General features: G+C 73.9%; 3 protein-coding genes. 1 reads left to right on the top strand and 2 read right to left on the bottom strand.

Annotated elements, in window-relative coordinates:
• Nucleotides 1-581 precede the first annotated feature (581 nt).
• Complete coding sequence (locus HCJ92_RS08165; RefSeq protein WP_167932791.1) at nt 582-3,317, top strand: AAA family ATPase; 2,736 nt, start codon at nt 582-584, stop codon at nt 3,315-3,317.
• A 177-nt stretch (nt 3,318-3,494) separates the two neighbouring features.
• Here HCJ92_RS08165 and HCJ92_RS08160 read toward each other — a convergent pair whose 3' ends face one another.
• Together HCJ92_RS08160 and HCJ92_RS08155 are read right to left on the bottom strand one after the other, a co-directional pair.
• Entirely contained in the window at nt 3,495-9,116 is a 5,622-nt protein-coding gene (locus tag HCJ92_RS08160) for a type I polyketide synthase (RefSeq protein WP_167932790.1), read from the bottom strand.
• A gap of 4 nt (nt 9,117-9,120) precedes the next feature.
• Nucleotides 9,121-17,520: a type I polyketide synthase gene (locus HCJ92_RS08155; protein ID WP_167932789.1), complete on the bottom strand. Its 8,400-nt coding sequence runs from the start codon at nt 17,518-17,520 to the stop codon at nt 9,121-9,123.
• Nucleotides 17,521-17,552 lie beyond the last annotated feature (32 nt).

The raw sequence follows: 17,552 nt of genomic DNA, 5'->3' as shown, positions 1-17,552 counted from the left end.
CATGGCTAGATTACGACGCAAAATCTTCGCACGCCGAACCTCCCCCTAGGGGTGCGCGGGATACACAGTGAGACCACGGATCCCGCGAGACAGAAGCCCCGAGATCGAAACCCCCCCAAATGAATCAGAAGCAAACCGCGGAACATCCAGGATTAGCCGCCTCCTGAACCGACCCCTGCAACCCCCTCCATCGGTCATTTCGCCCACAAAGGTGATCCGGTGCGACCAAGGGCGGACCGAAGCACGAGCGAGAACGCTTCACGCAGGTAGCACAGAGCCGTCCCCAGCAATCCGCGCGGCAGAGAACCAGCCTCAGACATGACTACAGACGGATCACCTATCCGGCCGCCGACAGGGGGCCCGGCGGATCGGTCTGCCATGGATCGCACACGAAGTGGACATGGCGCCCGGTCGGCCCGGCGCAGGCCGAGAGACAGGAATCATATGGATGTGAACTCGGGGATTCACCGCCAGCACCTCCTGCGCGACAGCAGCATCCGCGAGGAGTCCCCCAGCCGCTCCCTCCCGGTAGCAGTTCCCGGCCGGGCCGCCAACGCATGGATCGGAAGGGGGCATTCATCATGTTAATAGATCGAGGGCACGCGCTGCACTCCCTGCGAGAGATCCTCCAGGAGTGCGTCAACGGCCGCGGTCACTTCGTCATGGCCAGTGGAGGGCTGGCCAGTGGGAAGACCGCGCTGATGCAGGAATTCCAGGATGTCGCCCTGGACGCGGGTGCACTGGTCCTCTCCGCCGCCGGCGCCCGTGCCGAGACGCACGCCCGCCACGGTGTGCTGTCCCAGCTCTGCCGCAGCGCCGCTCTCCCTGGGCACCTCAGGGAGCTGGTGGAGTCGGGGCTGGGCGGGGAGCGGTCCGACTCCGAGGCGGAGAACGACTCCCGGGCACGGGAGTTGTGCGACGCGCTGCTGGAGACGTCCCGGGCGCAACCCGTCGTCATCGCCGTGGACGACGTCCAGTTCGCCGATCCCGCGACCCTGCAGACGCTGCTGCGCCTGCGCAGGCGCATCCGCTCCTCGCGGGTGGTCCTGCTGTTCACCGAGTGGACGTGTCCCGCGAACCCACGCTCCCGACTGCTGACGGAGTACACCCAGCAGCCGCACTGCCGCATCGTGCTGCGCCAGCTGAGCGAGCGCGGTACCGCCGAGCTGCTGGCGCAGGAACTCGGCGACGCCGCGACCCCTGAACTGGTCGCCCGCTGCAGCGACCTGTCCGGAGGCAACCCCCTGCTGATCAAGGGGTTCGTGGAGGACGTCCGCACCGGGCCTCCGCACCGGCACGGACCGGTGGGCAGCGGCGTCCTGGGCGTGGCCTACCGCCGGGCGGTACGGGACTGCCTGCACCGCTGGGACCGGGCCCTGTCCGACGTGGCGGAGGGAGTGGCCGTCCTGGGGTCGTCCGCCGACCCCAAGCGGGTCGCCCAGCTCCTGGACGTGACGCCCGAATGCGTGGGCCAGTCCCTGAACGTGCTGGAGATGGCCGGCCTCGCCAGGGGATGCTCCTTCCGTCACCCGGAGATCAGCGCGGCGGTGCTGGAGGGGTTGCCCCCCGGTGTTCGCGGTCACCTCCACGCCAAGGCGGCCGAGCTCCTCTACGAGTCCGGCGCGGAGACCTTGGAGATCACCCGGCACATCGTCAGTGCCGACCAGCTGCCCGGCCCGTGGGCGGTTCCGATACTCCGCCAGGCGGCGCGCAAGGCCGCAACCGAGGAGGAGGTGGAACTGACCGTCAAGGGCCTGGAGTTGGCGCTTCGCGACTGCGAGGAGCGGGACCAGCTCTTCTTCCGGACCGAGTTGGTGGAGGTGGCCTGGCGGGTGAACCCGCTGGCCGCGGTCAGGCACCTGCCCGCGCTGCGACAGGCGATGGCCGAAGGGCGGCTCGGACAGCGGGACCTGCTCTCCCTCATCCGGCATCTGCTCTGGCAGGGCGACACCGAGGGGGCGGCGGAACCCGTCGCGGCCCTGCTGGAGTCGGTCGGGACCGGGGACACGCGGCTCGTGGCGCAGCTCTCCATGTGCTACGAGCTGGTCCACGGCGTGCCCTACGACCATCCGGACCGGAGCACCGTCCTCGCCGGCAACCGGAAGCCGCCGTTCACGCCGTCGTGGTCGCGGGCGACCGCGACCCGCTCGCAGAACGCCCGCAACGAGCTGATGCACTCCGCGGAGCGGATCCTGCAGGGGCAGATCAGCGACACCGTTCCGGAGGCCAGCGCCCTGGCCATCCTCATCATGGACCGGGAGGGGCACTCCCGGCGCGCGCAGTACTGGTTCGAGACGCTGATGGCCGAGGCGGTCCGGCAGGGGGCGGTGACCTGGCAGGCGCTGCTGGGCACGGTCAGCGCGCACATGGCGCTGCGGCGCGGCGACATGGCCACCGCCGCGGCGCGGGCCGAGGTCGCCCTGGGGCTCCTCCACGCACAGAGCTGGGGGGTGCTCATCGGGTTCCCGCTGTCGGTGCTGGTGCTCGCGCACACGGCCATGGGCAACCACGAGCGGGCCGGCAAGGAACTGGAGCGCGCCGTCCCGGACGCCATGGCCACGACGGTCTCCGGACTCCAGTACCTCCGGGCGGGCGGCCACTATCACCTCGCCACCGGGCGGCCCTTCGCGGCCATCGAGGAGTTCGAGCGCTGCGGGGCGCTGGCCCGCGAGGGCCGGATGGACATCCCGGGGCTGATCCCCTGGCGGAGCGACCTGGCGCAGGCCCACCTCCAGTTGGGTCAGCCGAAGAAAGCCAGGGCACTGGCGACGGAGCAGTTGGAGCTGCCCGCCGCCGCCCGGGACGCCTGGGTCCGCGGCATCTCCCTGCGGCTGGTCGCCGCCGGGAGTCCGCCCGCCGAGCGGGTGCCGCGGTTGCAGGACGCGATCCAGTCCCTGGAGCACTGCGGGGACAGGCTGGAGCTGGCGCGGGCGCTGGCGGACCTCGGACAGACGCACCAGGCGCTGGACGAGCTCGACCAGGCCCGGCTGGTGGCCAGGCGTGCCGACCAGGAGGCCAAGGCGTGCAGCGCCGAGGTCGCCGGCACCGCGCAGGCGCACCGTCCGCCGTCCGAGCGTCCGCGGCGCGAGCCCGCCGCGGACGCGGTGCAGGGTGAGGGGATGGTGGCGTTGAGCGAGGCGGAGCGGAAGGTCGCGGCGCTCGCCGCGTTCGGGCACACCAACCGGGAGATCGGCCGCAAGCTGTACATCACGGTCAGTACCGTGGAGCAGCACCTGACGCGGGCGTACCGCAAGCTCAACGTGAACCGCCGCACGGATCTGCCGACCGAGTTGGCGGCGCACCAGGAAGCTGCCTAGCTCCTGTCCGGTGAACGCCGCGGGCCGGACACCGCGGGCCAGACATCGCGGGCCAGACACCGCGGGCCAGGTGGGACCTACCAGACAGGGCCCGGTCTCCCGGCGCTTCCACCGCCCGACCCCGAGCTGGGGAACTCCGGCCGGGTACCGCATGCAGGCGGTGCCCGGCCGGCGGCGTCAGGTGCCCTGTTCGAGCTCCTCGTCGAGGATCTGGAAGAGCTCGTCGGCGCTGACCGACTCCAGCGCACCGGCGCCTTCGCCGTCGTTGCCGGACTCCGTCCAGGCCGAGGCGAGTTCCCGAAGGCGGGCGGGGATTCCGGGGTCGCGCCGCTGCTCGGGGGTGGCCGCGGCCAGGGCTCGTTCCAGCGCGCCGATACGGGCGGCGAGGTCGGACGCGGGCACGGCGTCGGGGATGGACTCACCGCCGCTGCCGATGTGTTCGGCGACCAGCAGCCGCGTGACCGCGGCCGTGGTCGGGTGGTCGAAGACCAGGGTCGCAGGCAGGCGCACGCCGGTGTGCTCGTGCAGTCGATTCCGCAGCTCGACTCCCATCAGGGAGTCGAAGCCCAGTTCCAGGAAGCCGCGTTCGGGGTCGACGGTGCGGGTGCGGTCGTAGCCCAGGAGGGTCGCGGTCTCGGCGCGCACGAGAGCGAGCAGAGCCCGTTCGGCCTCCTCCGCGGAGAGTCCGGCGAGCCGCTGTGCCCAGCTCTCCGTCGCGGCGCCGGCCGCGGTGCGACGGACGGGCGAGGGCAGCAGGCGGCGGAGGACCGCGGGGGCGGGCTCGGTTCTCTCCGCCATGGTGCTCAACTCCAACCGCACGGGCAGCAGTACGGGTTCGCGGTGCCGCAGCGCGGCGTCGAACAGGGCGAGCCCTTCGGCGGCGGAGAAGCCGAGGACCCCGGTGCGCCTCATGCGCTGCACGTCCGCGTCCTGGAGGTTTCCCCCCATGCCTCCCCCTGCCCACAGCCCCCAGGCCAGGGACGTCGCGGGGAGCCCCCGGGCGTGCCGGTGCTCGGCGAGGGAGTCGGTGAAGGAGTTGGCCGCCGAGTAGTTGGCCTGGCCTGCCGCGCCCATGGCGCCGGCCACGGAGGAGAAGAGCACGAAGGCGGCGAGCTCCAGGTCGCGGGTCAGTTCGTGGAGCAGCCAGCCGGCGTCGACCTTGGGGCGCAGCACGGTGTCCAGCCGGTCCGGTGTCAGCGCGGTGAGGATGCCGTCGTCCAGGACTCCCGCCGTGTGGAGCACCGCGGTGAGCGGCTGCCCGGCGGGGACGGCTCGGATCAGACCGGCGAGTTGGTCGCGGTCGGTGACGTCGCAGGCGGCGACGGTGACCGTCGCACCGAGGTCGGCCAGGTCGTCGCGGAGCTCTGCCGCGCCGGGTGCGTCGGCGCCGCGGCGGGAGGTCAGCAGCAGGTGGCGGACGCCGTGCTCCGTGACGAGGTGGCGGGCGATCAGCGCGCCCAGCGCGCCGGTCCCGCCGGTGACCAGGACGGTCCCCTCGGGGGCGAAAGCGGGCGCGGTGTCCGTCGTGTCGTCGGCGACGGCCATCCTGGCGACGAGGACGCGTCCCTCGCGGACGGCGACGGCGGGCTCGTCGCTCCCGGCGGCGCGGAGCAGGTCGGGGACCGGCAGCGCCGTCGGGCCGTCGGTTCCGGGCTGCTCGCCGAGGTCGAGCAGCCCGAACCTTCCGGGCTGTTCGAGTTGGGCGGCGCGCAGCATCCCCCACAGCGGCGCGTGGGCCAGGGCGGGCACGGTGTCCCCGGCCGTGGCGGCGATCGCGCCGCGCGTGACCAGGACGAGCCGGGACCGGGCGAGCCGTTCGTCGGCGAGCCAGTCGTGGGCGAGCCGCAGGGCGTCGTGGGCGGCCCGGCGGGTGGCGGTGGGCAGCGTCTCTCCGGCGGCCGGGCACGGCAGGGGGAGGAAGACGGTGCCCGGGGCTTCGCCTCCGTCGTCGAGTCGGCGGCGCAGCTCCGGCAGGCCGGGGAAGGCCGAGGGCTCGACGCCCGCCTCGCGGAGGGCGCCGGCGAGCGGCTCCGGCCGGTCCCCGAGGACTGCGCAGCCACCGGGCCGGGGCTCGGCGGTGTCGGTGGGCAGCGGCAGCCAGTCGATCCGGTAGAGCGGCAGGGCGGTGGCGCTCGGGGCGGTATCGCCCTCGGCGGGTGGCATGGGCCGGAGGGTGACGGAGTCGACGGTCACCACGGGCGCGCCGGTCGGGTCGGTCAGTTCCAGGGAGACCGTGCCGGGACCGCGGGGCGTGATCCGGGCCCGCACGTCGGTGGCGTGGGCGGCGTGCAGGGTGACGCCGCTCCAGGCGAAGAGCAGCAGGGAACCGCCCTCGCTGCCGGGGAGGTCCACCAGTTGCAGGGCCGCGTCCAGCGCGGCCGGATGCAGCCCGAACCGCGTGGCGTCGTCGCGGGCCGTCTCCGGCAGGCTGATCTCGACGTAGGTCTCCTCGCCGCGGATGTGGGCGGCGCGGATGCCGCGGAACACGGGTCCGAAGTCGTGACCGCGGCGGGCGAGGTCCGCGTACAGGGTGTCCGTGGGCAGCGCCTGCGCCCCGTCGGGGTTCCACGGGGCCGGCCGCGGGGCGGCGGGCGCCTTGGGGCCGAGGAGACCGGCGGCGTGCCGCACCCAGCCGTCGTCGCGTCGGGCGCCGGCCGGGCGGGAGTACACGGTGACGGTCCGGCGCGCGTCGGGGTCGGGGGCTGCGGCGACCACCCGGAGGTCGACGGTGGCGTCCGGGGCCAGCCGCAGGGGTGCGTGCAGCGTGAGCTCCTCGACGTGCGGGCAGCCCGTCTCGTCGCCTGCTCGGACGGCGAGTTCGACGAAGGCGGTCCCGGGGAAGACGATCTCGCCGCCGACGCGGTGGTCGGCGACCCAGGGGTGGGTGCGCGGCGAGATGCGTCCGGTGAGGACGGTGTCGTGGCTGTCGCCGGTGCGGACGACGGCGCCGATCAGCGGGTGGCCGGCCGCGGTCTGGCCGAGGGCCGCCGGGCCGTCTCCGGAGGCCCGCGTGTCCTGCCAGTAGCGGCTGCGCTGGAAAGCGTAGGTCGGCAGCGGGGTGGGACGGCCCCCGTGGCGCTCCAGCAGCTGCTCCCACCCGACCGGTGCGCCTTCGGTGTGCAGTCGCGCCACCGCCATCAGGGTCGTGGCGTCCTCCGCCTGGCCGGGCCGGAGCAGCGGGAGGACGGCGATATCGCCGGTGTTCTCCTCGGTGAGGCCGCTGAGCACGGCGTCCGGGCCGAGTTCCACGGCTCGGCGGACACCGAGCCGGGCCAGGGTGGCCACCGCGTCGCCGTAGCGGACGGTGCCGCGGAGCTGGTGTGCCCAGTACTCGGCGGTGACGGGCTGTCGGGCCGGCAGTTCCTCCCCGGTGGCCGTGGAGACCACGGCGAGCCGGGGAGGCCGGTGCGTGATCGCGGCGGCCTCGGCGCGGAAGTCCTCCAGGACGGGTTCCATCAGCGGGGAATGGAAGGCGTGCGAGACGCGCAGGCGCCTGACGCGGTGGCCGGCCGCGACGAGGTCGGCGGCAGCGGCCTCCACCGAGGTCTCGGGGCCCGAGATCACCACCGAGGAGGGGCCGTTGACGGCGCCGAGCGCAAGGCCGTCGTGGACGGCCAGCAGGGGCAGCACCTCCGCCTCGGGGGCGGTGACGGCGGCCATGGCTCCCCCGCCGGGAAGCCCGGCCATCAGCCTGCCGCGGGCGGCGACCAGGGCAGCGGCGTCGTCGAGTGAGAGCATCCCCGCGGCGTGCGCGGCGGTGATCTCGCCGATGGAGTGGCCGGCGACCGCGTCGGGCGTCACCCCCCAGGACTCCAGCAGTCGGAACTGTGCGGTCTGGAGGGCGAACAGCGCCGCCTGCGCGTAGTCGGTGCGGTGCATCACCGCGGCGTCCGGACCTTGCGGGTCGGCGAAGAGCGCTGCACGGAGCGGGAGTTCGAGGTGTCCCAGGTGGGGGTCGAGCGCCTCGCAGGCGGCGTCGAACGCCTCCGCGAAGGCGGGGAAGGCCGCGGCCAGTTCGGCTCCCATACCGGGTCGCTGTCCGCCCTGTCCGGAGAAGAGAAAGGCGGTGCGGCCCCGGGGGCGGGCCGTGCCGCGTGCCACGCCGGCGGCCTGGACGCCGTCCGCGACGGCGGCGAGCGCCGCGCGCAGTTCGTCGCGGTCGCGCCCCAGGGCGACGGCGCGGTGGTCGAACGCGGTGCGCTGCCGGGTGAGGGAGTGAGCGATGTGGGGCAGTGGGACGTCGGGGGCGGTGCCGGTCCACTCCAGCAGCCGCGCCGCCTGGGCGCGCAGCGCCTCCTCGGAGCGGGCCGCCAGCGGCCAGGGCAGCACGGCGCCCGGGCCGGGCCGGTCGCCCGCCCTCCGCTCCGGGTGGTCGCCGGTGCCGGCGGCGGGGACGGGCGGTTCCTCGACGATGACGTGCGCGTTGGTACCGCTGATCCCGAAGGAGGACACGCCGGCGCGACGGACGCGTTCCCCGGCGGGCCACTCCTGCGCCTCAGTGGCCAGCCGCAACGTGCCGCTGGACCAGTCCACGTGCGGGGAGGGCTCGGCCGCGTGCAAGGTGCGGGGCAGACGGCCGTGCTGGAGCCCGAGCACGGTTTTGATGACACCGGCAACACCGGCGGCGGCCTGGGTGTGGCCGACGTTCGACTTCACCGATCCCAGCAGCAGCGGGCGGCCGTCGGGACGGTCACGACCGTAGGTGCCGAGCAGCGCCTGCGCCTCGATGGGATCGCCGAGGGTGGTGCCGGTGCCGTGTGCCTCGACCACGTCCACCTCCGCGGGCCGCAGCCCGGCGTCGGCCAGTGCGCTGCGGATGACGCGCTGCTGGGCGGGGCCGTTGGGGGTGGTGAACCCGCTGGAGGCGCCGTCCTGGTTGACCGCGGTGCCGCGCAGCACCGCCAGTACCGGGTGCCCGTTGCGTTCGGCGTCGGAGAGCCGTTCGAGCAGCAGCACTCCAGCGCCCTCGGCGCAGCCGACGCCGTCCGCCTCGGCGGAGAACGCCTTGCACCGGCCGTCCCGGGCGAGACCGCGCTGTTCGCTGAAGTAGACGAACATCTCGGGCAGCGCCATCACGGTGACGCCGCCGGCCAGCGCCAGCGAGCACTCCCTCGCGCGCAGCGCCCGCGCGGCCAGGTGGAGGGCGACCAGCGAGGAGGAGCAGGCCGTGTCGACGGAGACGGCCGGCCCCTCCAGGCCGAGGGTGTACGCCACCCGGCCGGAGACGAGGCTGCCGTCGCTGCTGCCCGCGCCGTAGTCGTGGTACATCACGCCGGTGAACACCCCGGTGTCCCCGCCGCGCAGCCGCTCCGGGGGGATGCCTGCGCGTTCCACGGCCTCCCAGCAGATCTCCAGGAAGAGCCGCTGCTGCGGGTCGAGCGCGCGGGCCTCGCGGGGGGAGATCCCGAAGAACTCGGGATCGAAGTCGGCCGCGTCGTGCAGGAACCCGCCCTCGCGGGCGCAGCTCTTGCCGGGTTCGCCGGGCTCGGGGCTGTAGAGGCCGGGAAGGTCCCATCCCCGGTCGTCGGGGAATCCGGTGACGGCGTCGGTGCCGGATTCCAGCAGCCGCCAGAACTCCTCGGGGGTCGTGACCCCGCCGGGGTAGCGGCACCCCATGGCGACAATGGCGACCGGCTCGGTCTCCCTCGCGCGCAACCGGTCGTTCTCCTGGCGTAGTTCCTCGTTCTCCAGGAGCGTGCCGCGCAACGCCTCGACCAGTTGCCCGGCCTGATCGGCGCTGGTGTCCGGGGCTCCGGGGGCGTTCTCCGGAGCGGTGCTCTCGGTGTCGTCGACAGTCACGGTGTCACTCCCCTGCGCGGCTGCTGCGGCGGCCCATGGCCAGTTTGATCAGGTCGTCGGCATCCATGCTGCCGATGGCCGGTGTCTCGGCGGCGGCCGGTGGCCCGGTGGGGTCCGCGGCGGGCGGCCCGGTCGGGCCGGGGTCGGGCGGGCCCGCATCCGCTGCCGGCTCGACCAGTTCCTCCTCCAGCTCCTCCAGGAGATAGGTGGCCAGTTGGGCCGGTGTCGGGTAGTCGAACATCAGGGTCGCCGAGAGCCGCAGCCCGGTGGCGGCGCCCAGGCGGTTGCGCAGTTCCAGGGCGGCCAGTGAGTCGAGTCCGAGGTCGGTGAAGCCACGCTCCTCGTCCACGGTCGAGTCCCCGGCGTGGCCCAGTACACCGGCGGCGTGGGTGGTCACCAGCTCCCGGATCCGCTGTTCCCGTTCCTCGTGGGACAACTCGGCGAGCTGCGCGAGCAGTTCCTCCGGGTCCTGCCGCACCGGCTCGGTACGGGCGGCCCGGCGGGTGGTGGCCGCCTCGGCCACCTCGCCGCGCAGCAGCGCCGGGAGCGCGGTGCGCGCGGTGAGCGCCTTCCGGTCAAGCCGGAGCGGCACGAGTACCGGCCGGCCGGTGGCGAGGGCGGCGTCGAAGAGGTCCAGCGCCTCGTCGGTCGCCAGCGCGGGCAGGCCCTGGCGCGCCAACCTCTCGGCGTCGATGCCGCTGCCGTCGGCGGTCCCCTCCCACAGCCCGTAGGCAAGGGCGGTGGCGGGCAGGTCGTCGGCCGCGCGGCGCTCGGCGAGCGCGTCCAGGAACAGGTTGGCGGCGGCGTAGTTGCCCTGGCCGGCGGCCATCACCAACCCACCCGCCGAGGAGAGCAGCACGAACGCGGCGAGGTTCCGGTCCCGGGTCAGCTCGTGCAGGTGCCAGGCGGCGTCTGCCTTGGGCCGAAGCACACGGTCCAGGTGGTCCGGGGTGAGCTCGGTCGTGACGGCGTTGTCCATGAGACCGGCCGCGTGGATCACGGCCGTCAGCGGCCGGTCCGCCGGGACGGCGTCCAGCAGCGCGGCCAGGGCGTCCCGGTCCGCGACGTCGCAGGCGGCGACCTCCACCTCGGCGCCGAGCGCCGTCAGCTCCTCGCGCAATTCTCCCGCTCCCGGAGCGGCCGGTCCGCGACGGCTGGTGAGCAGGATCCGCCGGGCGCCGTGGCCCTTCACCAGGCGGCGCGCGAGGAGCCCGCCGAGCAGCCCGGTGCCGCCGGTGATCAGCACAGTCCCCTCCGGGTCCCAGCGGTCCGTTCCCGAACCCTCGGGAGGCGGATCGGTCACGAGCCGCGGTACCAGCAGGGTGGCGCCGCGGAGTGCGGTCTCGGGTTCGTCCGCCGCGAGCACGGCGGCCAACGCCCCGGCCGCGCCGGGGTCGTCGACCAGGTCGGTCAGCAGCAGCCGTCCCGGGTGTTCGGCCTGCGCCGCGCGCACCAACCCCCAGCCGGCGGCCTGCACCGGATCCGGCGCGGGGTCGTCGGGGGCCACGGTGACGGCGCCGCTCGTGCGGACGACCAGACGGCTGTCGGCGAACCGCTCGTCCTCCAGCCAGTTCCGCAGTCCGCCGAGGGCGCGCCGGGTCAGCGCACGCAGGGCGGCCGGGACGTCCTCGGCGTCCGGGGGTTCGACGGCCAGGTCCAGCAGGACGACGGGCGGCGCGGGCCGGCCGGCGTCCGCCTGGGCGAGCGCGTCGGCGAGGTCCGGACAGGGGGCGGCGGCAGGTGCGGGCACCGGTGGCAGTTCCGTCCACGCGATGCGGTGGAGGGATTCTCCGGCGCGGTGCGACGGCGCCAGTTGTCCTGCCTCGACGGGGCGTGTCGCGAGCGAGTCGACGGTCAGCACCGGGGCGCCCGCGGCGTCGGCGAGCGTCAGCGACGACGGTTCCCCGGCCTCGCCACCACCGCGGACCGCGACCCGCAGGGCGCCGGCGCCGGTGGCGTGCAGGGTGACGCCGGTCCAGGCGAAGGGAACGCGGGTCTCACGGAGGGTCCGCGGATCGCCGCCCGCCAGGAAGTCGGTGACCCCGAGCGCCGAGTCCAGCAGGGCCGGGTGCAATCCGAAGCCTCCCGCCTCCGCGGCCCGTCCCTCGGGAAGGGACACCTCGGCGTACACCTCGGCGCCCCTGCGCCAGACGCGGTGCATGCCCTGGAACATCGGGCCGTATCCGTAGCCGAGTTCGGAGAGCGCCTGGTAGATCCCGGCGGTGTCCACCGATTCGGCTCCGGGCGGCGGCCACTGTGCCAGGTCGGCGGCGGATGCGGCGAAGGGTGCCGCATGGCGCGCGAGGAGGCCGGAGGCGTGCCGGGTCCACGGGGTGCCGGGTGGGGAGTCCTCGGCGCGCGCGTAGATCGTCAGCGGGTGCCCGTCGCCGACGGTGGCCCCCACCACTACCTGGATGGCCACGCCCCCTCGTTCGGGGATCAACAGCGCTGCTTCCTGCGTGAGTTCCGCGACAACGGGGAATCCTGCCTCGTCGCCGGCCCTGATGGCCAGCTCGACGAAGGCAGTGCCGGGCAGGATCAGCCGGTCCAGGATCCGGTGATCGGCGAGCCAGGGCTGCGTGTCGAGGGAGAGCCTGCCGGTCAGCACCACTCCGTCCGTCTCGGGCGACGGGACGACGGCGCCGAGCAGTGGGTGACCGACCCGGCCGAGCCCGGCCGCGGACACGTCCCCCGTCGCGGGGGTGGCGTCGAGCCAGTACGTGCGGCGTTGGAAGGCGTAGGTCGGCAGGTCGACGCGTCGTGCTCCCGTCCCGGCGAAGAACGCGGGCCAGTCCACGGCAACGCCCTGGGTCCGGAGACGGGCCACTGCTTCGACGAGGGTTCGGCCCTCGTCCTGCCCGCGGCGTGCGGTGGGGACGGCGAGGGTGTCCGGGCCTGCGCTCTGTTGGGCGAGGGCGGTGAGGGTGGTGTCGGGTCCGATCTCCAGGAACCGGGTCACCCCCTGCACCTGCGCGGCGGCGACCGCGTCGGCGAACCGCACCGACTCCCGCACCTGACGCACCCAGTACTCCGACCCGAACACCGACTCCGGCTCACCGGTCAGCGTCGAGATCAACGGCAGCTTCGCCGGCTTGTGCTCCACCCCCTCCAGGACCTGCCGGAACTCCGCCAGCATCGGCTCCATCAACGACGAGTGGAACGCATGCGACACCCGCAGGCGGCTCTTCCGCCAGGCCTTGTCCTCGCAGACCGACTCGACTGCGGCGACCGCCTCAACCGTCCCCGACACCACAACCGATGCAGGCCCGTTGACCGCAGCAACACCGGCGCCCTCGATGCCGGAAAGAACAGCCGCGACATCCGCCTCGGCAGCGGCGACCGCGAGCATCGCCCCACCCTGCGGCAGCGCCTGCATCAACCGGCCACGCGCAGCCACCACCGCACACGCATCCGCCAGACTCCACACCCCCGCAACATGCGCAGCCGCCAACTCACCAATCGAATGACCCACCAACACATCCGGCGCCAACCCCCAGGACTCCACCAACCGGAACAACGCCACCTCAAACGCAAACAACGACGACTGCGCCCACACCGTCTCGTTCAACCGCTCACCACCCTCGCCAACCACCTTCCGCACCGGCGCATCCAGATACCGATCAAGCTCCCCACACACCTCATCAAACGCCGCCGCAAACACCGGAAACGCCCCACCAAGCCCCTCACCCATACCCACCCGCTGCGACCCCTGCCCCGAGAACAGGAACGCCGACAGTCCCTGCTGCCGTGCCCGCCCGGTGATCAGGCACGGGTCGGAACGACCGTCCGCGAGCGCCTGGAGTGCCTGTTCGGCCCCGTCCGCGTCGTCGGCCCCGGCAAGCACTACTGCCCGGTGGTCCAACGGGGCACGGGTGGTGGCCAGGGAGTAGCCGATGTCCGTCGCCGACCAGGGCAGGTCGCCCGACCGCAGTAGTTCGAGGAGACGCGCAGCCTGGCCGCGCAGCGCGTCGTCGCTGCGGGCGGCGAGTGGCAGGGGCACCACGGGCGGCGCCGCGGTCACCGGCACGGCGGGAGTGGGGTTCTCCCGGGGCGCTTCCTCCAGGATGAGGTGGGCATTGGTACCGCTGATCCCGAACGACGAGACACCGGCACGTCGGGTGCGCTCCCCCGCCGGCCAGGGGGCCGGTTCGGTGGGGAGGTGGACGTGTCCCACGGTCCAGTCCACGTGCGGTGACGGCGCGTCCAGGTGCAGGGTGCGTGGTACCTGTTCGTGGTGGAGGGCCAGGACAGTCTTGATGATGCCGGCCACTCCGCCCGCGGCCTGGGCGTGCCCGATCATGGACTTGACCGAACCGACGACCACCGGTCGGTCCTGCTCGCGGTCCTGACCGTAGGTCGCCAGCAGCGCCTGCGCCTCGATCGGGTCACCCAGTCGGGTACCGGAGCCATGGGCCTCGACGACGTCGATGTCGGTGGGGTTCAACCCGGCGGTGGCGAGCGCCTGCCGGATGACACGTTCCTGGGACGGCCCGTTGGGAGACGTCAGACCGTTGGAGGCGCCGTCCTGGTTGACGGCGGACCCGCGGATGACGGCCAGCACCGGATGGCCGTTGCGGCGGGCGTCGGAGAGCCGCTCCACCGCCACCACGCCGGCGCCCTCGGCCCAGCCGACGCCGTCGGCGGCAGCCGCGAAGGACTTGCAGCGCCCGTCGGGCGACAGCACGCCCTGGCGGCTGGAGTCCACGAACAGGTCGGTGGCCGACAGCACGGTCACACCACCGGCCAGCGCCAGGGAGCACTCACCCGCGCGCAGCGCCTGGATCGCCAGGTGCAGCGCCACCAGCGAGGAGGAGCAGGCGGTGTCCACGGTCATCGCGGGGCCTTCGAGGCCCAGCAGGTAGGAGACGCGACCGGAGACGACGCTGCCGGAGCTGCCGTTGGCCAGATACCCCTCGACCTCGCGCGGCGCCTGCTTGAGGCGGCTGCCGTAGTCATCGTACATGACCCCGGCAAAGACACCGGTGCGGCTGCCGCGCAGCGAGGCGGGGTCGATACCGGCGCGTTCGAAAGCCTCCCAGGAGATCTCCAACAGCAGCCGCTGCTGGGGGTCCATGGCCAGGGCCTCGTTCGGTCCGATGCCGAAGAACTCGGCGTCGAAGTCGGCTGCGCGGTGCAGGAAGCCGCCCTCGCGGGCGTAGGTCTTGCCACGGCGGCCCGGCTCGGGGTCGTAGACCCCCTCGGTGTCCCAACCGCGGTTGGTGGGGAATCCGGTGACGGCGTCGGTGCCGTTCGCCAGCAGGGTCCAGAACTCCTCGGGGGTGGTGACGTCCCCGGGGTAGCGGCAGCTCATGCCGACGATGGCGATCGGCTCGTCCCGGGGCGAGCCCGCCGCCGGCGCGCGGCGGATCTCCTTCGCCACGTCGGCCCGCGCGACGTCGGTGAGCTTCCCCTTCAGGTGGTCCGCCACCGCTCGGGCCGTCGGGTGGTCGAAGACCAGGGTGGCCGGGAGGCTGACGCCGGTGGCCTGGCCGAGAAGGTTGCGGAGTTCTACGGCGGCCAGGGAGTCGAAGCCCAGCTCCTTGAAGGCGCGTCCGGACGCGACCGCTTGGGCCCCGTCGTGGCCGAGCACGGCCGCGACGTGCTGCTGCACCAGCTCCAGGAGGGTGCGGTCGACCTCGGCCTCGGTGAGCTGCGCCAGCCGTCGCCGCAGCGGGCTGTCCGCGACGGCCGGAGCGGCGGCGGCTCGCCGGACCGTGCGGTGCTCGACGAAGTCTCGCAAGAGCGCTGGGAGTTCGTCTCCGCGCGCTGCGAGGGCCACGCGGTCCGTCCGGAGGGCGGTCACCACCGGCTGCCCGCAGGCGCGTGCCGCGTCGAAGAGGGCGAGTCCTTCCTCGGCGCTGATCGCGGGCATCCCCAGCCGCGCCATCCGAGCGAGGTCGGCGCTGCCGAGCTCGCCGCCGAGGCCGGTGTTCTCGGCCCACAGCGCCCAGGCGACGGAGGTGGCGGGCAGTCCGGCGGCGTGCCGGTGGGTCGCGAGCGCGTCGAGGAAGACGTTGGCGGCGGCGTAGTTGGCCTGGCCCGCCGCGAGCACCTGTCCCCCGGCCGAGGAGAAGAGGATGAAGTCGTCGAGCGGAAGGCCGCGGGTGAGCTCGTGGAGGTTCCACGCGGCGTCGGCCTTGGGGGCGAAGACGCGGCGGAACTGCTCCGGTGTCAGGTCACCGGTCAGACCGGCGTCGGCGACGCCGGCCGTGTGGACGACGGCGGTCAACGGGTGGGCCTCCGGGATCCGTTCCAGGAGATCGGACAGCTGCGCCCGGTCGGCGACGTCGCACGCCACCACCTCGACCGCGGCGCCCAGTCGGGAGAGTTCGGCGCGCACCTGCTCCGCGCCGGGGGCGTCCGGCCCGCGTCGGGAGACCAGCAGCAGGTGCCGCACCCCGTGGGAGCGCACCAGGTGGCGCGCCACCAGCACGCCGAGGCCGCCCGTGCCCCCGGTCACCAGGACGGTTCCCGTGCGGTCCCACTCCGTTCGCGCGGACGGGGCGCTGTCGGCACGGATGAGCCGCGGCACCAGCACCTCGCCGCCTCGCACCGCGGCCTCCGGCTCGCCGGAGAGGACCGCGCGGACGACGGCCGGGGCCCCCAGCCGCTCCCAGGTGCGCTCGTCCACGTCGAGCAGGTGGAAGCGCCCGGGGTTCTCCTCCTGCGCCGCGCGCACCACGCCGTGCACGGCGGCGTGATGCAGCACCTGCCGCTCGTCGGCGGTGTCGGGCGCGGTGGCGCCCCGAGTGACCACGACCAGCCTGGCGGCGGTGAACCGGGGCGAGGACAGCCACTCGGCGAGCACGTCCCGCACCGCGACGGCAGCGGCGCGCGCGCCGGTGGGCGGCGTCGCCGCCGGGTCGGGGTCCGGGCACGGGAGCAGCACGGTTCCGGGCGCTTCGGCACCCTTTGCCAGAGCCTCCTCCAGCGCGGCCAGGTCGCGGTATCCTGCGTGTTCGTCCGTCGCGGCTCGGCCGAGCAGGGCCCACGAGGTGTCAGCGGGGGCGGCGGCGATCGCGGTCGCGCCGGACAGCGGACGCCAGGAGATCCGGTGCAGCGCGTCGTGGCCCGCGGAAGCGGCCGGCGCGAGCTGCTCGGCGGAGACCGGCCGGGAGACCAGCGACTCCACCGTCATCACGGGTGCGCCGGTTGCGTCGGCCACGGCGATGGTCGAGACCTCCTCGCCGTCCAGCTGGCCGATACGGACGCGGAGGACCTCGGCGCCGGAGGCGTGCAGGGTGACCCCGCGCCAGGCGAAGGGCAGCAGCGTCGAGGCCGCTGCGCCGTTGAGCACGCCATTGAGCAGATCCGCGTGCATGGCGATGTCCAGCAGCGCGGGATGCAGACCGAAGTCCCGTGCGGTCGAGGCCAGTTCCGGGCCCGCGACGACCTCGGCGAAGATCTCGTCCGCGCCGCGCCAGGCGGCCCGCAGCCCCTGGAAGGCCGGGCCGTAGCCGTAGCCGCGGTCCGCCAGCAGCGCGTAGGCGTCGTCGAGAGGAAGCTCGGTGGCGTGCGGCGGCGGCCACACGGTCACGTCCTCGCCGACCGCCCCCGGGGCGGCGGGGGTCAGGACACCCTCAGCGTGCCGGGTCCACGAGGTGTCCCGCTCACCCCGCGAGTGCACGGCCACGGCTCGGCGGCCGTACTCCTCGGGGCCCACCGCGACCTGGAGGGCGAGGCCGCCCCGGTCGGGAAGGACCAGCGGGGCGAGCAGCGTCAGCTCCTCGACGCGAGGGCAGTCGACCTGTTCGCCGGCGCGGAGCGCGAGTTCCACGAAGCCGGTACCGGGCATGAGCACCCGGTCCAGGACCCGGTGATCGGCGAGCCAGGGCTGCATGTCGAGGGAGAGACGTCCCGTCAGCACGACGCCGCCGTCGGTGGGATGCGACACGACGGCGCGGAGCAGGGGGTGCCGGGCGTCCTGCTGCCCGAGGCCGGCCGCGTCCCCGGTGGCGGAAGTGGCGTGCAGCCAGTACGTGCGGCGCTGGAAGGCGTACGTCGGCAGGTCGACGCGACGTGCTCCCGTCCCGGCGAAGAACGCGGGCCAGTGCACCGCGGCACCCAGCGTCCGAAGCCGGGCCACCGCCTCGACGAGGGTGCGCGCCTCCTCGTGGCCGGGGCGAGTGGTCGGGACGGCCAGAGAGTCGGGGGCGATGAAGGGTTGGGCGAGGGCGGTGAGGGTGGTGTCGGGTCCGATCTCCAGGAACCGCGTCACCCCCTGCACCTGCCCGGCGGCAACGGCGTCGGCGAACCGCACCGACTCACGCACCTGACGCACCCAGTACTCGGCACCGAACACCGACTCCGCCCCGCCGGTCAGCGTCGAGATCAACGGCAACCTCGCCGGCCTGTGCTCCACCCCCTCCAGCACCCGCCGGAACTCCGCCAGCATCGGCTCCATCAACGACGAGTGGAACGCATGCGACACCCGCA

This window comes from Streptomyces spiramenti (assembly GCF_012034385.1).
In the GTDB taxonomy this organism is placed as follows: Bacteria; Actinomycetota; Actinomycetes; order Streptomycetales; family Streptomycetaceae; genus Streptomyces; species Streptomyces spiramenti.
The sequence above is the reverse complement of the archived record's forward strand: the minus strand, read 5'-3'. Positions and strand labels throughout refer to the sequence as shown.